This is a genomic window from Aeromonas sp. LsrichE-8G, from assembly GCF_022869435.1.
GTDB lineage: Bacteria > Pseudomonadota > Gammaproteobacteria > Enterobacterales > Aeromonadaceae > Aeromonas > Aeromonas caviae.
The window spans coordinates 73,376-97,311 of sequence record NZ_JALIHH010000043.1; the positions used below are offsets into that span (position 1 = coordinate 73,376).

20 protein-coding genes are annotated in these 23,936 nt (G+C 65.7%); 4 read left to right on the plus strand and 16 right to left on the minus strand.

Annotation, left to right across the window (positions count from 1 at the left end):
- Positions 1-3: 3 nt before the first annotated feature.
- The 7 genes from nirB to MUW49_RS08895 all read right to left on the minus strand — a co-directional run bounded on the left by nirB (position 4) and on the right by MUW49_RS08895 (position 9,622).
- Entirely contained in the window at positions 4-2,550 is a 2,547-nt protein-coding gene (gene nirB, locus MUW49_RS08865) for a nitrite reductase large subunit NirB (protein ID WP_162540561.1), read from the minus strand.
- A gap of 296 nt (positions 2,551-2,846) precedes the next feature.
- Positions 2,847-3,947, minus strand: coding sequence for an ABC transporter permease (locus MUW49_RS08870; protein ID WP_244812637.1), 1,101 nt, complete (start codon positions 3,945-3,947; stop codon positions 2,847-2,849).
- Between the two features lie 3 nt (positions 3,948-3,950).
- The gene (locus tag MUW49_RS08875) at positions 3,951-5,060 is read right to left on the minus strand and encodes an ABC transporter permease (RefSeq protein WP_223919510.1); all 1,110 of its coding nucleotides are present in this window, start codon (positions 5,058-5,060) and stop codon (positions 3,951-3,953) included.
- The gene (locus tag MUW49_RS08880; protein ID WP_223919509.1) at positions 5,057-6,826 is read right to left on the minus strand and encodes an ATP-binding cassette domain-containing protein; all 1,770 of its coding nucleotides are present in this window, start codon (positions 6,824-6,826) and stop codon (positions 5,057-5,059) included. The genes MUW49_RS08875 and MUW49_RS08880 overlap by 4 nt, the downstream gene beginning before the upstream one ends.
- Positions 6,823-7,791, minus strand: a complete 969-nt coding sequence (hlyD, locus tag MUW49_RS08885) for a secretion protein HlyD (protein ID WP_182976241.1) — start codon at positions 7,789-7,791, stop codon at positions 6,823-6,825. Before hlyD ends, MUW49_RS08880 begins: the two co-directional genes overlap by 4 nt.
- The gene (locus MUW49_RS08890; RefSeq protein ID WP_182935087.1) at positions 7,788-8,429 is read right to left on the minus strand and encodes a TetR/AcrR family transcriptional regulator; all 642 of its coding nucleotides are present in this window, start codon (positions 8,427-8,429) and stop codon (positions 7,788-7,790) included. Before MUW49_RS08890 ends, hlyD begins: the two co-directional genes overlap by 4 nt.
- Positions 8,430-8,701: 272 nt before the next feature.
- Positions 8,702-9,622 carry a LysR family transcriptional regulator gene (locus MUW49_RS08895; RefSeq protein WP_103243895.1) on the minus strand — a complete coding sequence of 307 codons (921 nt, stop codon included), beginning with the start codon at positions 9,620-9,622 and terminating at the stop codon, positions 8,702-8,704.
- Positions 9,623-9,790: 168 nt separating this feature from the next.
- On the opposite strand from MUW49_RS08895, the gene MUW49_RS08900 reads away from it, so the two are divergent.
- Positions 9,791-11,215, plus strand: coding sequence for an MFS transporter (locus MUW49_RS08900; protein WP_210600508.1), 1,425 nt, complete (start codon positions 9,791-9,793; stop codon positions 11,213-11,215).
- 88 nt (positions 11,216-11,303) lie between these two features.
- Here the strand turns inward: MUW49_RS08900 and hslU are convergent, their stop codons facing one another.
- From hslU to argS, 4 genes are all read right to left on the minus strand, one after another.
- A complete protein-coding gene (hslU, locus tag MUW49_RS08905; protein WP_010676031.1) occupies positions 11,304-12,632 on the minus strand; it encodes an HslU--HslV peptidase ATPase subunit in 1,329 nt (442 codons plus the stop codon).
- Positions 12,633-12,727: 95 nt separating this feature from the next.
- The gene (hslV, locus tag MUW49_RS08910; protein ID WP_005340772.1) at positions 12,728-13,261 is read right to left on the minus strand and encodes an ATP-dependent protease subunit HslV; all 534 of its coding nucleotides are present in this window, start codon (positions 13,259-13,261) and stop codon (positions 12,728-12,730) included.
- Between the two features lie 186 nt (positions 13,262-13,447).
- Entirely contained in the window at positions 13,448-14,296 is an 849-nt protein-coding gene (locus MUW49_RS08915; RefSeq protein ID WP_069784953.1) for an SPOR domain-containing protein, read from the minus strand.
- A 3-nt stretch (positions 14,297-14,299) separates the two neighbouring features.
- A complete protein-coding gene (argS, locus tag MUW49_RS08920) occupies positions 14,300-16,045 on the minus strand; it encodes an arginine--tRNA ligase (protein WP_103828810.1) in 1,746 nt (581 codons plus the stop codon).
- 314 nt (positions 16,046-16,359) lie between these two features.
- Between argS and MUW49_RS08925 the strand changes: the two genes are divergently transcribed.
- The 3 genes from MUW49_RS08925 to MUW49_RS08935 all read left to right on the plus strand — a co-directional run bounded on the left by MUW49_RS08925 (position 16,360) and on the right by MUW49_RS08935 (position 18,278).
- Positions 16,360-16,926, plus strand: coding sequence for an LON peptidase substrate-binding domain-containing protein (locus tag MUW49_RS08925; RefSeq protein WP_010676027.1), 567 nt, complete (start codon positions 16,360-16,362; stop codon positions 16,924-16,926).
- A 124-nt stretch (positions 16,927-17,050) separates the two neighbouring features.
- Positions 17,051-17,620, plus strand: coding sequence for a sigma-70 family RNA polymerase sigma factor (locus MUW49_RS08930; protein ID WP_010676026.1), 570 nt, complete (start codon positions 17,051-17,053; stop codon positions 17,618-17,620).
- Positions 17,613-18,278 carry a ChrR family anti-sigma-E factor gene (locus MUW49_RS08935; protein ID WP_053288019.1) on the plus strand — a complete coding sequence of 222 codons (666 nt, stop codon included), beginning with the start codon at positions 17,613-17,615 and terminating at the stop codon, positions 18,276-18,278. Before MUW49_RS08930 ends, MUW49_RS08935 begins: the two co-directional genes overlap by 8 nt.
- Positions 18,279-18,390: 112 nt before the next feature.
- Here the strand turns inward: MUW49_RS08935 and bacA are convergent, their stop codons facing one another.
- The 5 genes from bacA to MUW49_RS08960 all read right to left on the minus strand — a co-directional run bounded on the left by bacA (position 18,391) and on the right by MUW49_RS08960 (position 23,903).
- Complete coding sequence (gene bacA / locus MUW49_RS08940) at positions 18,391-19,206, minus strand: undecaprenyl-diphosphate phosphatase (protein WP_010676024.1); 816 nt, start codon at positions 19,204-19,206, stop codon at positions 18,391-18,393.
- 254 nt (positions 19,207-19,460) lie between these two features.
- The gene (locus tag MUW49_RS08945) at positions 19,461-20,456 is read right to left on the minus strand and encodes an aldo/keto reductase (protein WP_244812639.1); all 996 of its coding nucleotides are present in this window, start codon (positions 20,454-20,456) and stop codon (positions 19,461-19,463) included.
- A 148-nt stretch (positions 20,457-20,604) separates the two neighbouring features.
- Positions 20,605-21,672, minus strand: a complete 1,068-nt coding sequence (gene galM, locus MUW49_RS08950; RefSeq protein ID WP_225160066.1) for a galactose-1-epimerase — start codon at positions 21,670-21,672, stop codon at positions 20,605-20,607.
- A 27-nt stretch (positions 21,673-21,699) separates the two neighbouring features.
- A complete protein-coding gene (gene galK, locus MUW49_RS08955; RefSeq protein ID WP_042882341.1) occupies positions 21,700-22,848 on the minus strand; it encodes a galactokinase in 1,149 nt (382 codons plus the stop codon).
- Positions 22,845-23,903 carry a UDP-glucose--hexose-1-phosphate uridylyltransferase gene (locus MUW49_RS08960; protein ID WP_039039638.1) on the minus strand — a complete coding sequence of 353 codons (1,059 nt, stop codon included), beginning with the start codon at positions 23,901-23,903 and terminating at the stop codon, positions 22,845-22,847. Before MUW49_RS08960 ends, galK begins: the two co-directional genes overlap by 4 nt.
- Between the last annotated feature and the right edge of the window lie 33 nt (positions 23,904-23,936).

The following is a 23,936-nucleotide window of genomic DNA, read 5'->3' on the forward strand; positions in this document are numbered from 1 at the left end:
TCATCATTTGGTCTCCACCTCGATCTGGTAGACGGGGATGCGCTCGGCCGGAGTGGCGGGTCTGTGCTGGTCGCGTTCGCTGACGAACTGGACGTCCGGGTCGCGCTTGTCGCTGTTGATGAAGTGGCTGAAACGCTTGAGTGCCTCCTCTTCGTTGAGGGTGCGCGACCATTCGCACTCGTAGCTGTCGATGAGGGTCTGGATATCGCGCTCCAGCGTCTCGGCCAGCCCCAGCTTGTCGTCGACGATCACCTCGCGCAGGTAGTCGACGCCCCCTTCCAGGTTGCCGAGCCAGACCGAGGTGCGTTGCAGTTTGTCGGCGCTGGTGACGTAGAACATCATAAAGCGGTCGATCAGCTTGATGAGGGTCTCGCGGTCGAGGTCAGAAGCCAGCAGGTCGGCGTGGCGCGGCTTCATGCCGCCGTTGCCGCCCACATAGAGGTTCCAGCCCGCATCGGTGGCGATGATGCCGACATCCTTGCCCTGGGCTTCCGCACATTCGCGGGTACAGCCGGAGACGCCGAACTTCATCTTGTGCGGGGTGCGAATCCCCTTGTAGCGGTTCTCGAGGAAGACCCCGAGGCCAACGCTGTCCTGCACGCCGAAGCGGCACCAGGTGCTGCCGACGCAGGTCTTGGCCATGCGCAGCGCCTTGGCGTAGGCCTGACCGGTCTCGAAACCGGCCGCCAGCAGCTTGCGCCAGATGGCGGGCAGATCATCCTTCTGGGCCCCGAACAGGCCGATGCGCTGGGCGCCGGTGATCTTGGTGTAGAGCTTGTAGTCGCGGGCCACTTCGGCTACTGCCAGCAGCCCCTCCGGGGTCACTTCACCACCGGCCATACGCGGGATGACGGAGTAGCTGCCGTCCTTCTGCATGTTGCCGAGGAAGATGTCGTTGGTGTCCTGCAGCTGGGTGTTGAGCGGGCTCAGCACATGCTCGTTCCAGCAGGAGGCGAGGATGGAGCCGACGGTCGGTTTGCACACCTCGCAGCCATAGCCTTGGCCATGCTTGGCCAGCAGTTCGTCGAAGCTCTTGATCCCCTCCACCTTGACCAGGTGGAACAGCTCCTGACGGGAGTGGGGGAAGTGGGCGCAGAGGTGGTTGTTGACCTCGATGCCCTGCTTCACCAGCTCGGCGTTGAGCACCTGACTGATGAGCGGCACGCAGCCGCCGCAGCCGGTACCGGCCTTGGTCTGCTGCTTGATGGCGGCAAGGGTGGTGTGGCCCTCGGCCACCGCCTTGGCGATGTCACCCTTGGAGACGTCGAAGCAGGAGCAGATCTGGGCGCTCTCCGGCAGGGCATCCACCCCCAGGGTCGGCTTGGCACCGGCGTAGGCGGGCAGGATCAGGGTGTCCGGGTGGCTCGGCAGCGGCAGGGCGTTGAGCATCATCTGCAGCAGGTTGCCGTAATCTTCCACGTCACCCACCAGCACGGCGCCGAGCAATCGGCTGTTGTCTTCGCTCACCACGATTTTCTTGTAGACGCCGGCCTGGTCATCCTGGAACACATAGCTGTGGCTGCCCGGGGTGCGGCCATGGGCATCACCGATGGAGCCGACGGAGACGCCGAGCAGCTTGAGCTTGGCGCTCATGTCCGCCCCCTCGAAGCGGCTGTCGCCGCCGAGCAGGTGATCCACGGTGATCTGGGCCATCTTGTAGCCCGGCGCCACCAGGCCGAAGAAGCGACCCTGCCAGGCGGCGCACTCGCCGATGGCATAGATGTCGGGATCGGAGGTGAGGCAGTGATCGTCGATGACGATGCCGCCACGGTCGGCGATGGCGAGATCACCGTAACGGCCCAGGGTATCTTGCGGGCGAATGCCGGTGGAGAAGACCACCACGTCCACTTCCAGCTGGCTGCCGTCGGCAAAGGCGAGGCGGTGTTTCGCCTGCTCGCCGCCATGCATCAGGATCTCGCTGGTGCTCTTGCTGGTGTGTACCTGCACGCCCATGGATTCAATCTTACGGCGCAACAGCTGGCCGCCCTGACCGTCGAGCTGCTCGGCCATCAGCACAGGAGCAAACTCCACCACGTGGGTTTCGAGACCCAGCGCCTTGAGGGCGCCGGCGGCTTCGAGGCCAAGCAGACCGCCCCCGATCACCACCCCGCTCTTGCCGCTCTTGGCGGCGCTGCGGATGGCTTTCAGATCCTCGATGGTGCGATAGACGAAGCACTCGTGGTGCTGACTGCCCGCAATGGGCGGCACCCAGGGGTAGGAGCCGGTGGCCAGCACCAGCTTGTCGTACTCGACCACTGTGCCCTTGTTGGAATGCACTTCGCGGTTGGCCCTGTCGATTTTTTTCACCGCTTCGCCGAGCAGCAGGCGGATGCCGTGCTTGTCGTAGAAACCGGGTTTGACGAGGGAGAGATCTTCGCTGGTGTGATGGGAGAAGTAGGAGGAGAGATGGACGCGATCGTAGGCGGGACGGGGTTCTGCACCGAAGACGGTGATCTCGTAGCGGCCCGGATCGGCCCGCTCGATCAGCTCTTCGATAAAGCGGTGCCCCACCATGCCGTTGCCCACAACGACCAGTCTGACTTTGCTCATAGTTGCCTCAAGTTTGGAGTAATAAAACATCATTCTGGGGCTAGGCTACCCAGTCGGCAGGGGTGGGCGATTGATGCAAATCAAGTGTCTATTCATATATCTCCTCAGGGGTAATTCGAGAAAATTCAGTACTATACAAAAATAGGTATACCAGTTAATGATTTCTGCGTTAGCTCGGGGTGAGGGATGGTGGAGGGTAAGCCCGGTTTACCAACTGCCGGGGAGTGAAAACTTATGTCGGAAAAAGGCCGGTCTCGCACTGGGCGAGACCGGCATCAGCTGAACAAGGTGGCGAGTCAGACGATATGGCGGCGGAACATGGCGAGCGCCAGCGACAGGGTGACGCCGGCGATGGCGAGCAGCGGCCAGAGCAGGGGCCAGGCGGCCGACCAGTCGAACCCCTTGAGGAAGACCCCCTTGAGCAGCACGATGAAGTGGGTGAGGGGGTCGATGGCCGCCAGCCACTGGAACACCTGGGGCATGTTCTCCACCGGCGAGATGTAGCCCGAGAGGATCACCGCCGGGACGGTGAAGGAGAAGACCCCGAGAAAGGCCTGCTGCTGGGTCGAGCAGAACGACGAGATGAAGAGCCCGATCCCGGCCAGTGCCAGCCCGTAGCAGACCATGCCCGCCATCAGCAGGCTGAGGCTGCCGGCAAAGGGGAGGTTGAAGACAAAACGGGCGGCCAGCGCGACTATGCACCCTTGTCCCACCGCCACCATGATGCCGGGCACCGCCTTGCCCGCCATGATCCAGCCTGCGGTGAGGGGCGAGACCAGCAGCTGATCGAAGGTGCCCTCCTCCCGCTCCCGCGCGACCGAGAGGGCGGTGACGATAAGACAGCCGGTGGTGGTGATGATGGCCACCAGCGCCGGCAGGATATGCCAGTGGAACTCGACGTTGGGGTTGTAGAGGTTGCGCACCGCGAGGGTCGGCGGCGCCTTGCCTGCGTTCCCTTCTTCATTCTGCCAGCGGGCGATCACCTGACTGATGTAACCCGCCGCCACCTGACCACCGTTGGAGCGGCGGCCGTCGATGATCAGCTGCACCTTGGCCGGTTCGCCCCGCGCCAGCCGGCGCGAAAAATCCCCCGGAATAATCAGCCCGAGCAGTGCCTGCTGCCCGGTGATGGCCTCGGTCATGCCCGCCTCGCCTTGCACCGGGATGATGGTGGTGAAGGCGGGCATATGGGTGAGGCGCTCCAGCAGCTCGCGGCTCTGGGCACCGCCATCCTGGTTGTAGATGGCCAGCGTGTTGCCGGTCACCTCCAGAGTGGCGGCGAACGGGAAGAGGGCGGTTTGCAGCAGCACCGGCATGATGAGCAGAAAGCGCCCCTGGGTATTGCCCATCAGGGCCTGCAGCTCTTTTCGGATCAGCCACCAGAGTCGGATCAGCATGGGTTACTCCAGAGTGCGCCGCGTCTTGCGGGCGGTCAGGGCCAGCCAGAAACCGGCCAGCAGCAGCAGACAGAAACCGTTGACCAGCAGGATCGAGAAGACGCTGCCCGCCTGATAGAGGGTCTGCAGGGAGCTGGCGAAGTAGCGGGCCGGAATGAGGTGAGTGATGGCCCGCAGCAGCGGTGGCATGCTGGCGATCTCGAACACGAAGCCCGACAGCATCACCGCGGGCAGAAACGCAGCGATCAGCGCCGCCTGTGCGGCGTTGAACTGGCTGCGCATCACGGTGGAGAGGAACAGCCCGAGCCCGAGGGCACTGCCGAGAAAGGCGCTGGTGACCAGAAAGAGCAGCAGCAGGGAGCCGCGCCACGGCACGTCCATCACCGCCACCGAGAAGAGCAGGCAGAGCAGCATGGCGATGATGCCAAGGCCGTAGTAGGGCAACAGCTTGGAGAGCAGCAGCTCCCCCTTGGTGACCGGGGTGGCGAGCAGCGCCTCCATGGTGCCGCGCTCCCACTCCCGCGCCACTACCAGCGAGGTGAGCAGGGCACCTATGATGGTCATCACCACCGCAATGGAGCCCGGCACCAGAAAGTTGCGGCTCACCAGCGCCGGGTTGAACCAGGCGCGACTCTCTATCGACACCGGCATGGCGACCCCTTCGCCGGCGAGCCACCCCTGCCAGATCCCCTGCACATAGTTGGTGACGAAGTTGGCGGTGTTGGGCTCGGAGCCATCGGTGAGCAGCAGCGCCTGCGGCGTGCCGTTGCCCTGACCGGCCAGCGCGCGGGAGAAACCGTCGTCGATCACCAGCAGGCCGCGGATCTCGCCACGGGCCAGACTGGCGAGCAGGGACTCCTTGCTCGGGCCGCTGTGGATCTCCAGCGCGGTAGAGCCGCGCAGGGCCTGCTCCAGCCGCACCGCCGGGGCGCCGCTGTCGGTGCGCCAGATGCCGAGGCGCAGATGGTCCACATCCAGATTGATGGCGTAGCCCATTACTACCAGCAGCACCACCGGCATGATGAAGGCGATGAGGATGCTGCTCGGATCGCGGACGATTTGCAGCGTCTCCTTGCGACAGAGGGCCAGCAGTCGCCGACGGTTGATGCTCATGCGTCCTCCTCGCTGGCCCGCTCGACCAGGGTGATAAAGGCCTCTTCCATTGTTGGCAAAGAACAGGTCGGCAAGAAGCCGGTTGGCAAAGAGGTCGCCGCCTCTTTGGCGGCCAGCCCCTTGAGATCGTCCGGAGTGCCGAGCGCCAGCAGCTTGCCGCGATAGATGAGGGCAATGCGGTCGCAATACTCCGCCTCATCCATAAAGTGGGTGGTGACCAGCACGGTGACGCCGTGGTCGGCCAGCGCGTTGATGTGCGACCAGAACTCGCGCCGGGTCACCGGATCGACCCCGGAGGTGGGCTCGTCGAGGAACAGCAGCGGCGGCTCGTGCAGCAGGGCGCAGGCCAGCGATAAGCGCTGGCGCAGGCCGAGCGGCAGGGATTCCGCCTTCTGATCGAGCCAGGGGGTGAGGGCAAAAGCGGTCACCATGGCGTCGATCCGCGTCTGCTGGTGGCGGCCGAACAAACCGTAGATACCGGCGAAAAAGGCGAGGTTCTGGGCCACGGTGAGCTGCTTGTAGAGGGAGAACTTCTGCGCCATGTAACCGAGGCGCTGACGTGCCGCCGAGGGGCTGTGGGCCAGATCGATGCCGGTCACCAGCGCCTGTCCCTCGCTCGGGCGCAGCAGGCCGCACTCCATCTTGAAGGTGGTGGACTTGCCCGCCCCGTTGGGGCCGAGCAGGCCGAAGATCTCGCCGCGGCGCACCGCAAAGCTGACATCATCGGTGGCGGCAAAATCGCCGAAGCGCTTGGTGAGGTGGCGCGCCTCGATCACCGCATCGGGGGAGACCCCCTGCGGCAGTTCGGCTTCCCGCATCCCGGCTGCCAGACTCGACTCCCCGCCGGGGCCGCCGCCGAGCAGGTCGATAAAGGCATCCTCCAGCCGGGGCTGGGCCGGTTGAAAGGTGCCATTGGCGAGATGCAGCTCCGGGAGCGGTGGGGGCGTCATGCCCGGGTGCAGCAGCAGGCGAACCCGCTCCCCCGCCACCGCGCCATCCATCACCGCCGGGTGAGCCAGTGCCCGGCGCAGCAGGGCGCGCCGCTCGCGGCCATCCAGTTGCCCCGCCTCCAGCAGCCAGCAGCGGCTGGCCATGGCCCCCATCAGATCGGCTGGCGTGCCGCTGGTGCGCACCTCGCCATCCGCCATCAGCAGCACGTGGTCGCACAGCTCCGCCTCATCGAGATAGGCGGTACTCCAGAGCACCGTCATCCCCCCCTTGGCCAGCTCGCGCACCATCTGCCAAAGGGCGCGGCGGGAGATGGGATCAACTCCGACCCCCGGTTCGTCGAGCAGCAGCACATCCGGGGTGCCGAGCAGGGCGCAGGCCAGCCCGAGCTTCTGTTTCATCCCGCCAGAGAGCTTGCCCGCCGGCCTTGCGGTGAAGCGGGCAAGATCGGTGAAGGCGAGCAGCCGCGCAAAGGTGGGCGTGCGTTCGGGCTCCTGTACGCCGCGCAAGTCAGCGTAGAGGGTGAGGTTCTCCAGCACGCTGAGATCCTCGTAGAGGCCGAACTGCTGGGGCATGTAGCCGAGGCGCTGACGCAGCAGGTCTCCCTCGCTCACCGGATCCAGCCCCAGCACCCGGATGGTGCCCGCTTCGGGGATCAGCAGACCGGCCAGCAGGCGCAGCAGGGTGCTCTTGCCCGCGCCGTCGGGGCCGACCAGCCCGGTGATGCCGCCAGCCGGAATGGTGGCCGAGATGGCGTTGAGGGCGACCCGCTCGCCAAAGCGTTTGGTGAGCCCCTCAAGGGAGATAGCGCTGTTCATGGCGCCAGCCTGACGGTGACCGGCATCCCCTGGCGCAGGGCCGGGTCGGGGTCCTGCACCACGATGCGCAGCCGGTAGACGAGGTGGGTGCGAAGATCCGGCGTCTCCACCGATTTCGGGGTGAACTCGGCGGTGGGCGAGACAAAGCCCACCACCCCGTGATAGGGCTTGTCCGGCCGCGAGTCGGTGGTGAGGGTCACCTTGGCGCCGCTCGGGAAGTGGCCGAGCCAGGGCTCCTCCACATAGGCGCGCACCCAGACCGGTGCGGTCAGGGAGAGGTTGAAGGCGGTCGCTCCGCTCTGCACCATGCTGCCATTCTCGACGGCGCGGCTGATGATGATGCCATCGCTGGGGGCGGTCAGGTTGGCATCCGCCAGCGCCAGTTCGGCACTGGCGAGCGCCGCTTTGGCCCCTTCCAGCTGGGCATCGGACTGGGCGATTTCCTCCGGGCGGTAGCCGGTTTCGAGCTGGGCGAGCTGTTCGCGTGCCGAGCGTACCTGCGCCTGGGTCTGATCCCGCTGGGAGCGGGCGGTATCGAGCTGACCACGGGAGATGGCGCCGGTGGCTGCCAATGCGCTCTGGCGGCGCCACTGTTGGTCGGCCTCCAGCGCGGCGGCTTCGGCGGCGGCCAGTGCGGCCCGGGCCCGGTCGGTCTCTTCGCTGCGATAGCCCTTGTGGATCAAGGCGTTGGCGGCAGTGAGCGCAGCCAGATTGGCCAAGGCGCTGTCGCGGCTGTGGGTGAGGGGGGCCGGATCGAGGCGGGCCAGCAGTTGACCCGCTTTTACCCTATCCCCCTCATCGACCAGCACCTGAACGACGCGGCCGCCGACCCGAAAGGCCAGATTGACGTCGCGAATGTCGACGTTGCCGTAGAGGATGGAGCCGTCGGCCGGGCGCCCCTGCCACCAGAGGTAGCCACCGATAACGGTTAGCAGCAGGGCCAGGATTGCAATGCGTTGTTTCATGCCGCTTCTCCTTCTTTCATATCGGTGGGGCGCAGGCCGCGCAGGGCCCATACCAGCCGTTGTCTGGCGGCCTCTGGGTTGTCTATCTGGCTGAGAAAGGGGGCGGCCTCTTCGGGCAGCCAGCCGAGCTGACGACCGCTGCCGGCGATCACCAGCGGCAGGCCGACCGACCCCATGATGAAGATCATCAGCTGGAGCGGGTGACCCGCGACCAGCGACCCTTCCGCCTGTGCCATCCGTACCTGTTCGATCAGCAGCAGGGGGTGACGGCGCGGCAGGCTGAGCAGAAAGCGCTGGGCCGCCCCTTCCCCCGCCAGCGCATCGCCAAACAGGTGGTTGATGAAGCCGCGCTGGCGCGCCACCAGCCCGATCAGCGCCTCCATGGTGGCCTCGAACATGGCGATGGCAGAGGGGTAGGAGCCCTTGGCTGCCACGGCCTTGAGCTCGTCATAGAGGGGGGCGTACCAGAGCTCCACCAGCTCGTCGATAAAGGCGTCGCGGTTGCCGAAGTGGTAGACGAAGGAGCCGAGGTTCACCTCGGCCGCCGCCGCCAGCTCGCGCACCGTCAGGCCGCGCAGCCCTTTCTCGGTGGCGATGGCGAGGCCGGTATCGAGCAGTTTCTGACGGGTGGGGTGCATCTGGCTGGTGCTCCTGGTGTATGCATTTTGTACGCAATTATACGGCCGCATAAAAAATGCGGAAGCGGGCAGCAGGATCTTTTTGCCCGCAATGTGATCCGCCCCGCTCTGAGGGGCCGTGATCCCCGTCCGGCAGGGGGAAGGCACCACCGCTTGTGCCCAAGCCACAGGCATGTCGGTGTGACGGGGTGGTGACAGGCGCTTCTGGTCTCGGGTGCGGGCGCCCGGGCCACAAGGGGCCTGTGATGGAGCCGGGCGCTGCCTGACCCGGATCAGGGGGTGTCGGTGGCCCCGGTGTGATAGGGGGGCCGGGCGCAGGTGTCCCGTATCAGGGCGCGCAGCCAGCGGTGGCCCGGATCGGCATCCTGACTGGGGTGCCAGAGCAGGGCGACCCGGATCCCTGGCAGAGCGAAGGGTAGGGGCAGGGTGACCAGATCGCCGAGCAGGCTGGCGCAGTGCAGGTGCGGCACCGTCGCCACCAGATTGCTCTCCCTGACCAGGGCCAGCGCCGTCGCAAACCCGGGTACCAGGGTGGTGATAGTGCGCCGCCTCCCCTGGCCTGCGAGGATCTCGTCGATGGGGCTGTGAGGCTGGCCCCGGCGGGAGACCAGTACGTGGCGCGCGGCGGCATAGCGCGCCACGGTCAGGGGGCCGTCGCAGAGGAGGTGGTCCGGGTGCACCACGGCGACGAAGTGGTCCTGGAACAGGGCCTGGGTGCGCAGCTCGGGGGCCGTGGTGGCGCCGATCACCCCGGTCTCGAAGTCCAGCTCGCCACGGCGCAGGGGGCCGCTCTCCTTGTCGGGTTTGGCCAGAAAGTGGAGCCGCACCCCTGGGGCCTCGACGGCGAGGCGCGCCAGCAGGGCGGGGCCCACCGCCTCCACGAAGCCGTCACTGGATCGCAGGCGGAAAGTGCGCTCCAGGCTCGCCGGGTCTACTTCCTGCTGGGGGCGCAGCACGGCCCGGGTCTCCTGAACCAGGCGGGCGACCTCATCCCGCAGGGTCTGCGCCCGGGGGGTGGGGATCAGGCCGCGTCCCGCCCGCACCAGCAGCGGATCCCCCGTGGTCTCCCGCAGCCTTGCCAGGGCCCGGCTCATGGCGGAAGCACTCAGGCCTAGCCGTCTGGCGGCGCCCGCCACACTGCCCTCTTCCAGCAGGGCATCCAGGGTGATCAGCAGGTTGAAATCCGGGGTCATGGTCGTCTCCTCGCAGGCGGCACCTGACGGGCCGACCCCTTCATGATACGCGAGTTGCCGTCTCTTCATATGGCGTCTGATGCAACTATAAGCTGCAATCCGTGCGTCTTCCGCCTTGTCATCTCCCCCGCTAGCCTGAGTGCATCATCACTTGCCGGAGAGACTGCCATGTCCACACCACTTCTTGTTTCCCCTCCTGTGACGCGCCGTCTTGGCCTCGTGGGGCTCGGGCTCGCCACCCTGCTGCCCATGCTGGCGGGCAGCATGGCCAACCTGGTGCTGCCTGCCCTGGGGCAGGACTTCGGCGTGCCCTTCGCCAGCCTGCAATGGGTGCTGGTGGCCTACCTGCTTGGGATCACCAGTCTGACGGTGGTGGCGGGCCGGCTCGGGGATCGTCTGGGGCGGCGTCGCTTGCTGCTCTGGGGGACCGGGGTCTTTGCGCTGGCTTCCCTGCTGTGCGCCTTGGCCCCTTCCATTGGCTGGCTCATTGCCGCTCGCACCCTGCAAGGGGCCGGTGCGGCCTGCATGCTGGTGCTCTCCCTGGCCATGGCAGGAGAGCTGGTGCCGCCAGCCCGACGGGGCTGGAGCATGGGATTGCTCGGCACCCTGTCGGCCTGCGGCACGGCGCTCGGCCCCTCCTTTGGCGGCCTGTTGATCGGCGGATTTGGCTGGCAGGCTCCCTTCCTGCTGCTGCTCCCCCTGACGTTGCTTGCGCTGGGGTGTGCCTGGCGGGATCTGCCCCGGGATGAGGCGGGCTCTGCCGAGGGAGGCCTCCCGCTCACCAGTCTGTTGCTGCTGGTGACGGCGCTGCTCTGCTACGGGCTGGCACTGACCCGGGGCAGCCCACTCGGGGTCTGGCCGGGGATAGGGGCGCTCGCCGCCATGGTGCTCTTCGTGCGTGCCGACTCGGGCGCCCGTCGCCCCCTGCTGCCCCTGGCGCTGTTGGGGGCATCCAGGCGAAGAGGCGGGATCATCGCCAGTGCGCTGGTGGCCAGCGTCATGGTGGCGACGATGCTGATCGGTCCTTTCTACCTGCACGGCGCCTTTGCCCTCGACATGGGGACGGTGGGGCTGATGATCTCCATGGGGCCCCTGCTGGCGGCGCTGTCCGGCATGCCCGCCGGCTGGCTGGTGGACAGGGTGGGGGCGACCCCTGTGGTGCGCCTCGGCCTGGGGCTCATGGTGGTGGCCGCCGTCTTGCTGGCCTTGCTTGACAGGGCGCTCGGGCCCCTCGGCTACCTGCTGCCCATCCTGCTGCTCACCGCCGGTTATGCCCTGTTCCAGACCGCCAACAACAGCGCCGTGGTGGGGGAGGCGGAGGGGGCGAGCCGTGGCGCCGTGGCCGGGCTGCTGACCCTGTCGCGCAACCTGGGTCAGCTGACGGGGGCGGCGGGGCTGGGGGGCCTGTTCGCCGCCCTGGTAGGGCGGCCCGATCTCGCCCTCGCGACGGCGGACGAGCTGGCGTTTGCCACACGGGCCACCTTCGCCCTGACGGGCTTGCTGCTGATGAGTGCGCTCTGGCTGGCGGGAAGGGGGGAGCGTGCCGTGCAGGGTGATGTGGCCCGGGACGGCTGCGAGTCGGGAGAACGCTGAAAACGAAGACGCCTCCACAGGGGAGGCGTCTTGCTATGGGATTGAGCAGGATAGTAAACCGCTCAGCTCCTCGTTATCGATCAACCGGTTACAGAATGAAGCGGCTCAGATCCTCGTCTTCAATCAGCTTGCCGAGGTGGGCGTTGACGTAGTCGGTGTTGATGACGAAGGTCTCGCCTGACTTCTCGGAGGCGTCATAGGAGATGTCTTCCATCAGCCGCTCCATCACGGTGTGCAGACGACGGGCGCCGATGTTCTCGGTGCGCTCGTTGACCTGCCAGGCCGCTTCGGCCAGACGGCGGATACCATCCTGGGTGAACTCGATGTTGACCCCTTCGGTGGCCATCAGTGCCTTGTACTGATCGGTCAGGGAGGCGTTCGGCTCGGTCAGGATGCGCTCGAAGTCTTCGGTGGTCAGGGCGGTCAGCTCGACCCGGATCGGCAGACGGCCCTGCAGCTCGGGGATGAGGTCGGACGGCTTGGCGATCTGGAAGGCACCGGAGGCGACAAACAGGATGTGATCGGTCTTGACCATGCCGTGCTTGGTGTTGACGGTGCAGCCCTCGACCAGCGGCAGCAGGTCGCGCTGAACCCCTTCACGGGAAACGTCCGGGCCCGAGCTCTCGCCGCGCTTGCAGATCTTGTCGATCTCGTCGAGGAAGACGATGCCATTGTTCTCGACGGAGGCGATGGCCTTCTGCTTCAGCTCTTCCGGGTTGACCAGGCGGGCTGCTTCTTCTTCGATCAGCGCCTTCATGGCCTCCTTGACCTTGATCTTGCGCTTCTTCTTCTGGTTCTGGCCCAGGTTCTGGAACAGCCCCTGCAACTGGTTGGCCATCTCTTCCATGCCCGGCGGGGTCATGATTTCGACACCCATGGGGGAGGCGGCCAGATCCAGCTCGATCTCTTTGTCATCCAGCTGACCTTCCCGCAGTTTCTTGCGGAAAATCTGGCGGGTGTTGGAGTTGTCGGCTTTCTCTTCCTCACCCCAGCTGTTGCGCGGGTTGGGCAGCAGGGCGTCGAGGATGCGCTCTTCGGCGGCTTCCTCGGCGCGGTATTTCATCTTCTCCATCTCGGTCTCGCGCACCAGCTTGATGGCGACATCGGTCAGATCGCGGATGATGCTGTCCACTTCCTTGCCCACATAGCCCACTTCGGTGAACTTGGTCGCTTCCACCTTGATGAAGGGGGCGTTGGCCAGCTTGGCCAGGCGACGGGCGATCTCGGTCTTGCCGACGCCGGTGGGGCCTATCATCAGGATGTTCTTAGGGGTCACCTCGTGGCGCATCTCCTCGGAGAGCTGCATCCGGCGCCAGCGGTTGCGCAGGGCGACGGCGACCGCGCGCTTGGCGTCGGCCTGACCAATGATGTGTCTGTCCAGCTCGTGGACGATTTCTCTCGGGGTCATCTCGGACATGATGGCGTTCCTGTATCCGGGGCGGGCAGGGCCCACCCCTTGGAAAATGGGGCGTCTGGCAAGGCGGCCTTATTTGGCGGCCCTATTTCGCCGACTTATTTAGCTGAATAATCCAGCACTTCGATGGTGTGGTTGCCGTTGGTGAAGACGCAGATGTCGCCCGCAATCTTGAGGGACTTCTCGACGATGGTCCTGGCATCCAGCTCGGTGTTCTCCAGCAGGGCGATAGCGGCGGACTGGGCGAAGTTGCCGCCGCTGCCGATGGCGATGAGATCGTGCTCCGGCTGCACCACGTCACCGTTGCCGGTGATGATGAAGGATTTGTGCTCGTCGGCGACGGCCAGCAGCGCCTCGAGGCGGCGCAGGGCGCGATCGGTGCGCCAGTCCTTGGCCAGCGCCACGGCGGCGCGCTCCAGGTTGCCCTGATGGGCCTGCAGTTTGGCTTCGAAGCGCTCGAGCAGGGTGAAGGCGTCGGCGGTGCCGCCGGCGAAACCAGCCAGTACCTTGCCGTTGTAGAGGCGATGAACCTTGCGGGCGTTGCCCTTCATGACGGTGTTGCCAAGAGAAACCTGGCCATCGCCACCGATGACGACCTGACCGTTGCGGCGAACTGAAACTATGGTAGTCACTTTACTTACCTCGCTTGAGCCGAATGACGGCCTGACTGTGCATGGAGGAAAAGATGGGGATGGCAAAACGGCTTTTCAAGCCTGTGCCGAGCACGGATCGCGGGGGAGGGATCGGGTGGGCGCGGGATGGCGCCAAAAGAAACAGGGCCGGGTGTTGCCACCCGGCCCTGTGCATGGACGCGGCGATCACCCCTTCTTGGGGATGCAGCCGCTGATGCCCGAGCCCTGCAGCTTGCGGTTGGCCGCGTCGGCCGCCGCCTTGCCGTTGAAGGGGCCCACCATCACCTTGTAGACGGCGCCACCGGCCCCGTTCACCACCTGCAGGCTGGAAGAGAGCCCGGCGGTGAAGGCGATGCGCGCCTTGAGGGATTCCGCGGAATCCTGGGAGCGCAGGGCGGCACACTGCATCATGTAGCGACCGCCGTCGGCGGCTGCGGTCTGTGCAGTCTGGGTCGCCGCCTTGGCCCTGGCGGCCTCGGCCCGCTCCCGCTCCAGTTCGGCGCGGATCTCCCGCTCCATCCGCTCACGCTCGGCCTTCTGATCGATCACCTGCTCCCGGGCGCTGGCGACCGGGGCACCGGTGGCCGGCTTGGCCGGTTGCACCGGTTGCGGCTGATAGGGCTTCACCTGACCGATGGGGGTTCCCGGCTGGGGAATGTCGGTCGCGACCGGCTTGGGCAGCTTCTCCGGTTGCAGGGTCATGGTCTCGGCAGGCGGGGGCGGCAGCACGCCCGGCTGGGGCGGCGGCTCTATGATGTCCACCTGCTTGTTCTCCAGCCGCTCGATGTAGCTCCACTTCTCCTGGGGCAGGGTATTGCCCTGTGCCTTGGGTTTGTTGGCCTTCACCTGCTCTTCGATGGTGGGGGCATCGGCGCCCTTGCCGTTGATGAGGTAGAGGAAGGCGCCGAAACCGACGACCAGGGCCCCGGCCAGCAGTGCCGGGATAACAGGAAAGCGGCGAGGGGCCGCTTTCTTGATGTTACGGCCACCCGCCCGTCGTCTCGGGCTGTTGCCGACGTAATCCCGGGTCGCCATCTATTACATGCGCTCCAGGGTGTGGATGCCCAGCACGCCCAGGCCCAGCTTGAGCACCTTGGCGGTGGCGGCGCACAGCAGCAGACGGCTCTGGCGGGTCGCCTCGTCCACGCCGTCCTTGTTGATCGGGCAGGCTTCGTAGAAGGTCATGAAGTTGCCGGAGAGCTCGTACAGATAGGTACAGAGCAGGTGCGGCATCCCCTTGTCCGCCACGCCGTTGACCGCGTCGGAGAACTGGATCAGCTTCTGGGCCAGGGTCTCTTCGGCATCTTCGCTCAGGACCACCTTGCCGCTCAGGGTGTCGGCATCGACGCCGGCCTTGCGGAAGATGGACTGGATACGGGTGTAGGCGTATTGCAGGTACGGCGCCGTGTTGCCTTCAAAGGAGAGCATCAGATCCCAGTCGAAGATGTAGTCGGTGGTGCGGTTCTTGGAGAGATCCGCATACTTGACCGCGCCCATGGCGATGGCGTGCACCACCTGGGCCTTCTCTTCGGCAGAGAGGTCGCTGTTGCGGCTCTCCAGCAGGGCGCTGGCGCGCTCTTCCGCTTCGTTCAGCAGGTCGACCAGCTTGACGGTGCCGCCGGAGCGGGTCTTGTAGGGACGACCGTCCTTGCCCAGCATCATGCCGAAGGCGTGGTGCTCGAGGGGCACGGACTCCGGTACATAGCCCGCCTTGCGGGTGATGGTCCAGGCCTGCATCAGGTGCTGGTGCTGACGGGAGTCGATGAAGTACATGACCCGGTCGGCGCCCAGGTTCTCGTAACGGTATTTGGCGCAGGCGATGTCGGTGGTGGTGTAGAGGAAACCGCCGTCGCTCTTCTGGATGATGACGCCCATGGGCTCGCCATCCTTGTTCTTGAACTCGTCCAGGAAGACCACGGTAGCCCCTTCGCTCTCGACCGCCAGCCCCTTGGCTTTCAGGTCGGCAACGATCTCCGGCAGCATGTCGTTGTACATGGACTCGCCCATGATGTCCTTGTTGGACAGGGAGATGTTCAGACGGTCGTAGTTGCGCTGGTTCTGCTCCATGGTCATGTCGACCAGCTTCTTCCACATGGTGCGGCAGTACTCATCGCCACCTTGCAGTTTCACCACGTAGTTGCGGGCGCGCTCGGCGAAGGCTTCGTCTTCGTCATAGTGACGCTTGGCCTGGGTGTAGAAGGCTTCCAGGTCCTTGAGCTCCATGTCGGAGGCGTGCTCGTTGGCCATCTTCTCCAGATAGGCGATCAGCATGCCGAACTGGGTGCCCCAGTCGCCGATGTGGTTGGCACGCACCACCTTGTGGCCCAGGAATTCGAGGGCGCGGGCGGCCACGTCACCGAGCACGGTGGAGCGGATGTGGTGCACCGCCATCTCCTTGGCCACGTTGGGGGCGGAGTAGTCCACCACCACGGTCTGCGGCGCCGGCAGCTTCACGTTGGCGTTGTCGGAGGTCACCATGGCTTCCACCTGACCGGCCAGCCAGCACGGGTCGAAGAAGAAGTTGATGAAGCCGGGGCCGGCGATCTCGACCTTGGCGATCAGATCGGAGGCGGGCAGGTGCTCGATGATGGCAGCGGCCAGCTCGCGGGGATTCTTGCGGGCCGGTTTGGCCAGCAGCATGGCCAGGTTGGTGGCCAGGTCGCCGTGAGCCTTCTCCTTGCATCGGTCTACTTGCACCCGGGCTTCCAGGTCGGCCGGCAAGACGCCTGCGGACTTGAGATTGGCTACCGTTTGTTCAAGTAGATGATGAATATGCTCTTTCATAACTGACCACCGAGGTTGCGCGTCGAAAAGTGACTGACTGGATAAGGGCGTGAATTTTACCCGCATCGGGCCGAGAAAACTATAGGAACGGCCCGCACCCGTAGGTGTGGCGGATATTTCACTGCGTTTTCCACCACATTGCAGGATATTGATTTGGATAAGTGGTGGTTATCCATTTCTACTGCATAACGAAACGGCTTGTCCAGGCTATTTTCCCCTGATTATGGCAGGGTTATTTATACCGATTCGATCTGAATGATCCCGCTTCCCGTGGCGGTCGTATCCTTTGAGGACGCCGTTGGAGGATGATTCCCATGACACTGGTACTGTTTCCACTCTCCGCTCACCTGCTGCCGGGCGGCATCATGCCGCTGCGCATCTTCGAGCCCAGATACCAGCGCATGATCGCCGAGTCCCGGGAGCGGGAGTTCGCGCTCTGCATGCTGGACCCCCGCCAGCCCGACGCGCTGCGCAACATGTACCCCATCGCCACTCGGGTGCGCATCATCGATTTCGATCTGCTGCCCGATGGTTTGCTCGGCATCACGGTACTCGGGGTGGAGCGGGTGCGTATCACGGATCTCTGGCAGGAAGAGGACGGTCTGCGGGTCGGCGAGGTGGAGCCCCTGCCCCCCTGGCAGAGCGGCAGGCTCCAGGCGGATCAGCACTCCCTGGCCAAGGCGTTGCAGGACGTGTTCAACGACTATCCGGAGTACGCGGCCCTCTATCCGGAGCCGGACTGGGAGGATGCGAGCTGGGTCGCCCAGCGCTGGCTGGAGGTGCTGCCCATCCCGGTGGAACAAAAACAGTGGCTGGTGGCGGCCAAGGACAACCAGCCCACCCTCTCCCTGCTGAGCGGTCTGCTGGTCGCGAGCCATTGAATTCCCCTTCCCGGTGATCCTTTTTCCTCGCTCACCGTATTGGGGGTGAACACCACACGCGAGGGATGGCGCAATGGCATATACTGGCCAACCACAATCGGCTCCACGCAGGACATCGCCCCCCATGGACAACCCAGACGGCGACCTCACATCTTTGCTGGTCCGGGTGGCCGAGCGTGCCGACAAGGCTGCCTTCGCCACCCTGTTCCACCACTTCGCGCCGCGCATCCGCAGCTACGGGCTGCGCCACCTCGGTAGCGAAGCCAACGCCATGGAACTGGTGCAGGAGACCATGCTGCTGGTCTGGCAGAAGGCACGGCTCTATCACCCCGACAAGGGCGCCGCCACCACCTGGATCTACACAGTGATGCGCAACCAGAGCTTTGACATGCTGCGCCGCCGCCGCGCCAGCAAGGAGGAGCTCTGCGCCGAGGAGATCTGGCCGTTGCTGGAGTTCCGGGCCGAAGAGGAGCACCTGAGCGGCGGTGAAGACGCGGTGCTGACCCGCCAGATGGCCCACTATGTCGCCACGCTGCCGGAGCCGCAGCAGCAGGTGGTGCGCGGCATCTACCTGCAGGAGCTCTCCCAGCAGGAGCTGGCCGACCGGCTCGGCGTGCCCCTTGGCACCATCAAGTCCCGGCTGCGGCTGGCACTACAGAAACTGAAGGAACAAGTGGAGCAAGGCCATGATTAAGACCCATCCGACTGAACCCATGCTGCGCGCCTTCGCCGCCGACGAGCTGCCTCTGCCGCTGGCCGTCGGTGTCTCCGCCCATTGCGAGTTCTGCCCCGAGTGCGCCGCCCGGGTGAAGGAATTTGAAGAGGCGCTGGCGTGCCAGCATCTCGCCCCTGACGCGCCGGATGAGGCGCTGCCCGCCGGATTCGATGCCATGCTGGCGGGCATACTGCAACAGCCGGTGGCGACGGAGGCGGCGCTCGCCCTTGCCGAGAGCCCGAGGCCAGAGCTCAGGGTGGCGGGTCACAGTTACCGGCTGCCGCGGGCATTGGCACGGCATCATGCCCCCAGGTGGCGTCATCTCGGGGCCATCCGTCAGGTCAGCCTGCCGCTGGACGAGATGGGGGCGCGGGCCAACCTGCTCCACATCGAGGCGGGGGGCCGGATCCCCGAGCACACCCACAAGGGATATGAGCTGACCCTGCTGCTGGCGGGCACCATCGAGGATGGCGACACCCGCTATCAGGCGGGGGATTTCATCTGGCGCGACGCCAGCCACGCCCACAGCCCCCACACCCCGGACGGCTGCCTCTGCTACACGGTGCAAGATGCCCCCGTGCAGTTCACCAAGGGGTTGTCACGGTTGCTCAACGGCATCAGTCAGCACCTCTATTGAGTCGGGCTCACGGCTGCTCGGCGATAGCGGGCTGCCGCGCGACTGAGGCGGTATCACGGCATGAAAAAAGGGACCCTCGGGTCCCTTTTGTGTTGCTTGGGGGCGAAGCCCATCAGGCCACGAAGACCAGGTAGACGACGAAGGCCAGCAGGAAGCGGTAGATGGCGAACGGGATGAAGTCGAGACGACGGATCAGCGCCAGGAAGGTCTTGATGGCGACCATGGCCACCACGAAGGCGGTGACGAAGCCCACCGCAAACATGGGGAAGTCCGCCATGGAGAGGAAATCGCGGCTCTTGTAGAGATCCAGGCCGCTGGCCGCGATCATCATGGGCACCGCCATGATGAAGGAGAATTCCGCTGCCGCGTGGCGGCTGATGCCCATCAGCATGCCGCCGCTGATGGTGGCGCCGGAGCGGGAGAAACCGGGCCAGAGTGCCAGGCACTGGAACAGGCCGATGCCGAAGGCCTGCTTGTAGCTGATGTCGTCCAGGGTCTCCGCGGTCACGGCGGGGCGGAACTTTTCGGCGATGATGAGCAGGATGCCACCGGCCACCAGGGCATACATCACGGTTTCCGGCCCGAACAGATTGGCCTTGATCCAGCTGTGGATAGCCAGCCCGACGACCACGGCAGGCAGCATGCCGAGGATGACGTGCACCAGGGAGAGGGTCGCGTGGCCCGGGGTCGGTTTCTGACCGAAGTGAATGCCGATGAGTCCGAACAGGCGGCGCCAGAACATGACGACCACTGCCAGGATGGAGCCGAGCTGGATTACCACCTCGAAGGTGGCGGCCTTGGGTCCTTCAAACCCGAGGAGGTGGCCGACGATGATCATGTGGCCGGTGGAGGAGACGGGGAGGAACTCGGTCAGGCCTTCCACTATGCCCAGCACAAAGGCGACGAACAGGGCGTAGGATTCGGTCATGGTGCAGATCTCTTGGTTATGGGGTCTGGATAAAATCAACCCCGAACGGGTCGGGGCGGCCAATGATGGCGGAAAATCGCGCGGGCAACCAGTGAATATTTGGGATTTCAGCGCCCTGTTCCGGCCGGGAAAGGGCGTTGGCGGACCATGCAGGGCGCGGCTTGCCGCATGCTGTCAGAAGCCATGACTGCCCCGTCACGTTCTGACAGGTCAGTCACGCCTGTTGACCTCTGTTTTATGATCTCTTTGTGCTGTCAGGCCAGTATGGACAGGATTTTCTGTTGAAGATCATCGTCCAGGGGGGGCTGCCCCAGGGCGTCGACGGCGCTCGTTATCTGTTGGGGATGGCTGGCGCCGATCAGGGCGCAGCTCACCACGGGGTCGCGCAGCACCCATTGCAGTGCGAGTTGCGACAGGGACTGACCCCGTTGCAGGGCCAGTGCATGCAGGGCGCGGACGGTGGCGAGCTTCTCCTCGGTGATCTGGTCCGCCGTGAGGAAGGGGCTGGCACTGGCGGCACGAGAATCCGCGGGAATGCCCGCCAGGTAGCGATCGCTCAGCAGCCCCCCCGCCAGGGGCGAGAAGGCGACCACCCCCATGCCGTGCTCCCGGCAGGCCGGCAGGGTGTCGGGCTCAACATCGCGCTGGAACAGGGAGTATTTGAGCTGGTTGACCAGGCAGGGGGTGCCGAGCTCCGCCAGCCGGGTGGCAGCCTTGGCCGCGAGCGGGGCCGGGTAGTTGGAGAGGCCGATGTAGAGCGCCTTGCCCTGGCGCACCATCAGGGCCAGGGCCTGGCAGGTCTCCTCGAGCGGGGTGCGGGGATCCGGCCTGTGGTGATAGAAGATGTCCACGTAGTCGAGGCCCAGACGGCGCAGGCTCTGGTGCAGGCTGGCGAAGAGGTACTTGGCGCTGCCGCCATCGCCGTAGGGGCCGTCCCACATCACGTAGCCCGCCTTGCTGGCGATGATGAGCTCGTCCCGATAGGGAGCCAGGCTCCTCTTGAGCAGCGTGCCGAAGGTCAGTTCGGCAGATCCCGGCGGCGGCCCGTAGTTGTTGGCGAGATCGAAGTGGGTGATCCCCAGATCGAACGCCTCATGCACCATGGCCTTCGCGGTGGCGGGATCGCTCCCGGCGCCGAAGTTGTGCCAAAGGCCCAGACCGATGCCGGGCAGGCGCAGGCCGTGGCGGCCCGCCGGTCGGTAGGGCTGGCGCTGGTAGCGGTCGGGGGCGGCGAGGTAGTTGTCATCCATCACGGTGCGGTTCCTTGGCTGATGTGCAATGAGGAGCGACGGGCCCTGCGGCGGGCATCACCCCGGCTGATTCGGTGGTGCCATCGGGGCCGGGGCCGCCATGACGTGGCGGCGCGCCCGGGCCCCTTCGTCTGCCCGAGCAGGGCTGTCAGGGGGCAGGAATAAAGCGATAACGGGTCTGGTGGCGATAACGCTGCCCCGGTAGCAACCAGGGATCGCCGAAGGCGGGCCGGTTCGGGCTGTCGGGCAATTGCTGGGCTTCCAGGCAGAAGCCGTCGTAATCCCGGTAGGGTCGGCCCTGACGATCCGGTGTGCCGGTCAGCCAGTTGCCGCTGTAGAACTGCAGGGAGGGCTGGTTGGTGTAGACCGCCATGGTCAGCTTGCCATCCCCCGAGATCACCCGGGCGGCCCATGGCTGGTGGGACCCACCAAACGGCTCATCAGCAGGCTCAAAATCGCTATTGTTGAGCAGAAATGCGTGATCGTATCCCTTGGCCAACTGCTGCTGGGGGTGGTCCAGCCACGCCTGGCCGATGGGGCGGGGGGCGCGCAGATCGAAGGGGCCTTCCACCGGGGCGATGGCCAGCGGCAGGCTCTGGTCATCCGTGGGCAGGTAGCGGTCGGCGTCGAGGCTGATGGTGTGGTGGCGGATGTCGCCACCGCCATCCAGGTTGAAGTAGGCGTGGCTGGTGAGGCTGACCGGACTGGGGGCGTCCGTGCTGGCGCAGAAGTCGACCACCAGATCGCACTGCTCCAGCCGATACTCCAGGCTCACCCTCAGATTGCCGGGAAAGCCCTGATCCCCCGCCCGGGAGAGGAGCGCCAGCTTGACCCTGTCCGCCTCCTGCTCCTTGATCTGCCAGGTGCGGCGATGGAACCCGTCGCGCCCGCCGTGCAGGCAGTTGGCCCCCTGGTTGGCGTCCAGCGTCCAGCACTGGCCTTCCCGCTCAAGGCGGGCGCCGCCGATGCGGTTGGCAAAGCGCCCCGCCACGGCCCCCAGCCATACCTGCTGGGTGAGGTAGGCCTCGTCGGCGCAGCCCAGCAGCACCTCCCGCCGCTCTCCCGCCACCGGCAGGGTGAGGGAGGTGAGGGTGGCCCCGTATGTGAGACCGCGCAGCCGCAGTCCCTCCTCGTTTTCCAGCTCGAATCTCATCATGGTTTGCGGTTCCCCGTCGTGATCCCGTCGCCCCCTGCCGGCGTCGCGAGTGCCGGGCAGGGGGCGTCACCCGTTGTCAGGCGTGCGTTACAGTCTGCCGGCCCCTGCGCTGGCACGGCAGACGTAGCAGTCCGCCTTGAGGCCGAAACGGGCCGGGTATTCCGCCTCCACCACGGCGATCACCTCGGCCACCTTCTCGGGGCGCAGCAGGGCGACCACGCAGCCGCCAAAACCGCCGCCGGTCATGCGCACACCGCCTTCGCTGCCGATCCGGGCCTTGATGATCTCCACCAGGCCGTCGATGGGGGGCACGGTGATCTCGAAGTCATCCCGCATGGCGGCGTGGGACTGGCCCATCAGCTCGCCGAGGCGCACCAGATCGCCCTGTGCCAGCGCATCGGCCGCCGCCAGAGTGCGGGCGTTCTCGCCGACCACGTGGCGGGCACGGCGATAGCAGGCCTCGTCCAGACCGGCCTTGCCCGCTTCCAGCGTGGCCAGGTCAAGATCCCGCAGGGCTTTGACCCCGTAGTGACGGGCGGCGGTTTCGCACTGCTGGCGACGGGTGTTGTATTCGCTGTCCACCAGGCCGCGGCGCACGTTGGAGTTGACGATGAGCACCGCCAGATCGGTGGGCATGGGGATGAGCCGGGTCTCCAGGGAGCGGCAATCGAGCAGCAGGGCGTGATCCTGCTTGCCGCTCGCGGAGATCATCTGATCCATGATGCCGCAGTTGCAGCCGACGAACTGGTTCTCCGCCTGCTGGCCGTTGAGGGCGATTTCCGCCTGGCTGATGGCCAGCCCCTGGGCCTCCTTGAAGGCCTGGCCGATGGCCACCTCCAGGGAAGCGGAGGAGGAGAGACCCGTCCCCTGGGGCACGTTGCCGGAGACCACCAGATTGAGGCCGCGCAGGGCGTGGCCCCGTGCCTGCAGGTGTTTCACCACGCCGCGGATGTAGTCGCTCCAGCGCTGGCTGGGGTGGTGCTCGATGGGTTGATCGAGACTGAACCGGTCGCGCTGGTTATCGTAGTCGGCGGCGATCACTTCGACCAGGTTGTCGCCGCGCAGGCCGATGGCGACGCAGGTCTCGTAGTCGATGGCGCAGGGCAGCACGAAGCCGTCGTTGTAGTCGGTGTGCTCGCCAATGAGGTTGACGCGGCCTGGAGCCCGTACCAGCAGGTCGGGTTGTTGCTCAAACTGCTCGGCAAACACGGCGCTGACGCGCTGGCTCGGGGTCATAGGGCCTCCTCGTTGGACTGGTTCTGGTCGTTGTAGTGGATGGGACTGAGGGCGCGCAGCCGTTCCGCCGCCTGTTCCGGGGTGAGATCGCGCTGGGTTTCGGCCAGCATCTCGAAGCCCACCATGAATTTGCGCACCGTGGCGGAGCGCAGCAGGGGCGGATAGAAGTGGGCGTGCAGTTGCCACGCCTCGGGGCAGTCAGAACGGGGCGGGGCGAAGTGCCAGCCCATGGAGTAGGGGAAGCTGCACTGGAACAGGTTGTCGTAGCGACTGGTGAGCTCCTTGAGCGCTATGGCCAGATCCTGTTGCTGTTCCCGGGTGAGATCCAGCATGGAGGGGACATGGGCCTTGGGCAGCAGCAGGGTCTCGAACGGCCAGGCCGCCCAGAAGGGCACCACCGCCAGCCAGTGGGCGGTCTCCACCACGATGCGGGAGCGATCCGCCAGCTCCCGCTCCACATAGTCCAGCAGCAGGGGACGGCCGTGTTCGGCCAGCCAGGCGCGCTGGTGCGCCTCTTCCCGGGCAATCTCGTTGGGCAGGAAGTCGCTGCCCCAGAGCTGACCGTGAGGGTGCGGGTTGGAGCAGCCCATGACGGCGCCCTTGTTTTCAAAGACTTGCACCCATTCCCACTGGTCAGAGAGCTCGGCCACCTGGTCCATCCAGGTGGTGATCACCCCTTCGATGGCGGGCAGGGGCAGCTCGGGCAGGGTTTTGCCGTGATCCGGCGAGAAGCAGATGACCCGGCTGGTGCCCCGGGCGGCTTCCAGCTTCAGCAGGGGATCCGGCGCCGCGTCGGCGGCCGGGGTGTCCTGCATCAGGGCGGCGAAGTCGTTGGTAAAGACGAAGGTGCCCTGATAGTCGGGGTTGATATCGCCGGTCACCCGGGTGTTGCCCGCACAGAGGAAGCAGTCGGGATCATGGGCCTGGCTCGGCGCCAGGCTCACCTTCTCGACCTGGCCTTGCCAGGGGCGCTTGGCCCTGTGAGGGGAGACCAGCACGTACTGGCCGGTGAGCGGGTTGAAGCGGCGGTGGGGGTGATCAACGGGGTTGAACATCATCACTCCAGTCTGTGAGTTGAATACATCCGA

Coding starts and splice junctions, on each gene's coding strand:
- nirB (WP_162540561.1), bottom strand. CDS start 2,550: ATGAGCAAAGTCAGACTGGTCGTTGTGGGCAACGGCATGGTGGGGCAC.
- MUW49_RS08870 (WP_244812637.1), bottom strand. CDS start 3,947: ATGCTGATCCGACTCTGGTGGCTGATCCGAAAAGAGCTGCAGGCCCTG.
- MUW49_RS08875 (WP_223919510.1), bottom strand. CDS start 5,060: ATGAGCATCAACCGTCGGCGACTGCTGGCCCTCTGTCGCAAGGAGACG.
- MUW49_RS08880 (WP_223919509.1), bottom strand. CDS start 6,826: ATGAACAGCGCTATCTCCCTTGAGGGGCTCACCAAACGCTTTGGCGAG.
- hlyD (WP_182976241.1), bottom strand. CDS start 7,791: ATGAAACAACGCATTGCAATCCTGGCCCTGCTGCTAACCGTTATCGGT.
- MUW49_RS08890 (WP_182935087.1), bottom strand. CDS start 8,429: ATGCACCCCACCCGTCAGAAACTGCTCGATACCGGCCTCGCCATCGCC.
- MUW49_RS08895 (WP_103243895.1), bottom strand. CDS start 9,622: ATGACCCCGGATTTCAACCTGCTGATCACCCTGGATGCCCTGCTGGAA.
- MUW49_RS08900 (WP_210600508.1), top strand. CDS start 9,791: ATGTCCACACCACTTCTTGTTTCCCCTCCTGTGACGCGCCGTCTTGGC.
- hslU (WP_010676031.1), bottom strand. CDS start 12,632: ATGTCCGAGATGACCCCGAGAGAAATCGTCCACGAGCTGGACAGACAC.
- MUW49_RS08915 (WP_069784953.1), bottom strand. CDS start 14,296: ATGGCGACCCGGGATTACGTCGGCAACAGCCCGAGACGACGGGCGGGT.
- argS (WP_103828810.1), bottom strand. CDS start 16,045: ATGAAAGAGCATATTCATCATCTACTTGAACAAACGGTAGCCAATCTC.
- MUW49_RS08925 (WP_010676027.1), top strand. CDS start 16,360: ATGACACTGGTACTGTTTCCACTCTCCGCTCACCTGCTGCCGGGCGGC.
- MUW49_RS08930 (WP_010676026.1), top strand. CDS start 17,051: ATGGACAACCCAGACGGCGACCTCACATCTTTGCTGGTCCGGGTGGCC.
- MUW49_RS08935 (WP_053288019.1), top strand. CDS start 17,613: ATGATTAAGACCCATCCGACTGAACCCATGCTGCGCGCCTTCGCCGCC.
- bacA (WP_010676024.1), bottom strand. CDS start 19,206: ATGACCGAATCCTACGCCCTGTTCGTCGCCTTTGTGCTGGGCATAGTG.
- MUW49_RS08945 (WP_244812639.1), bottom strand. CDS start 20,456: ATGGATGACAACTACCTCGCCGCCCCCGACCGCTACCAGCGCCAGCCC.
- galK (WP_042882341.1), bottom strand. CDS start 22,848: ATGACCCCGAGCCAGCGCGTCAGCGCCGTGTTTGCCGAGCAGTTTGAG.
- MUW49_RS08960 (WP_039039638.1), bottom strand. CDS start 23,903: ATGTTCAACCCCGTTGATCACCCCCACCGCCGCTTCAACCCGCTCACC.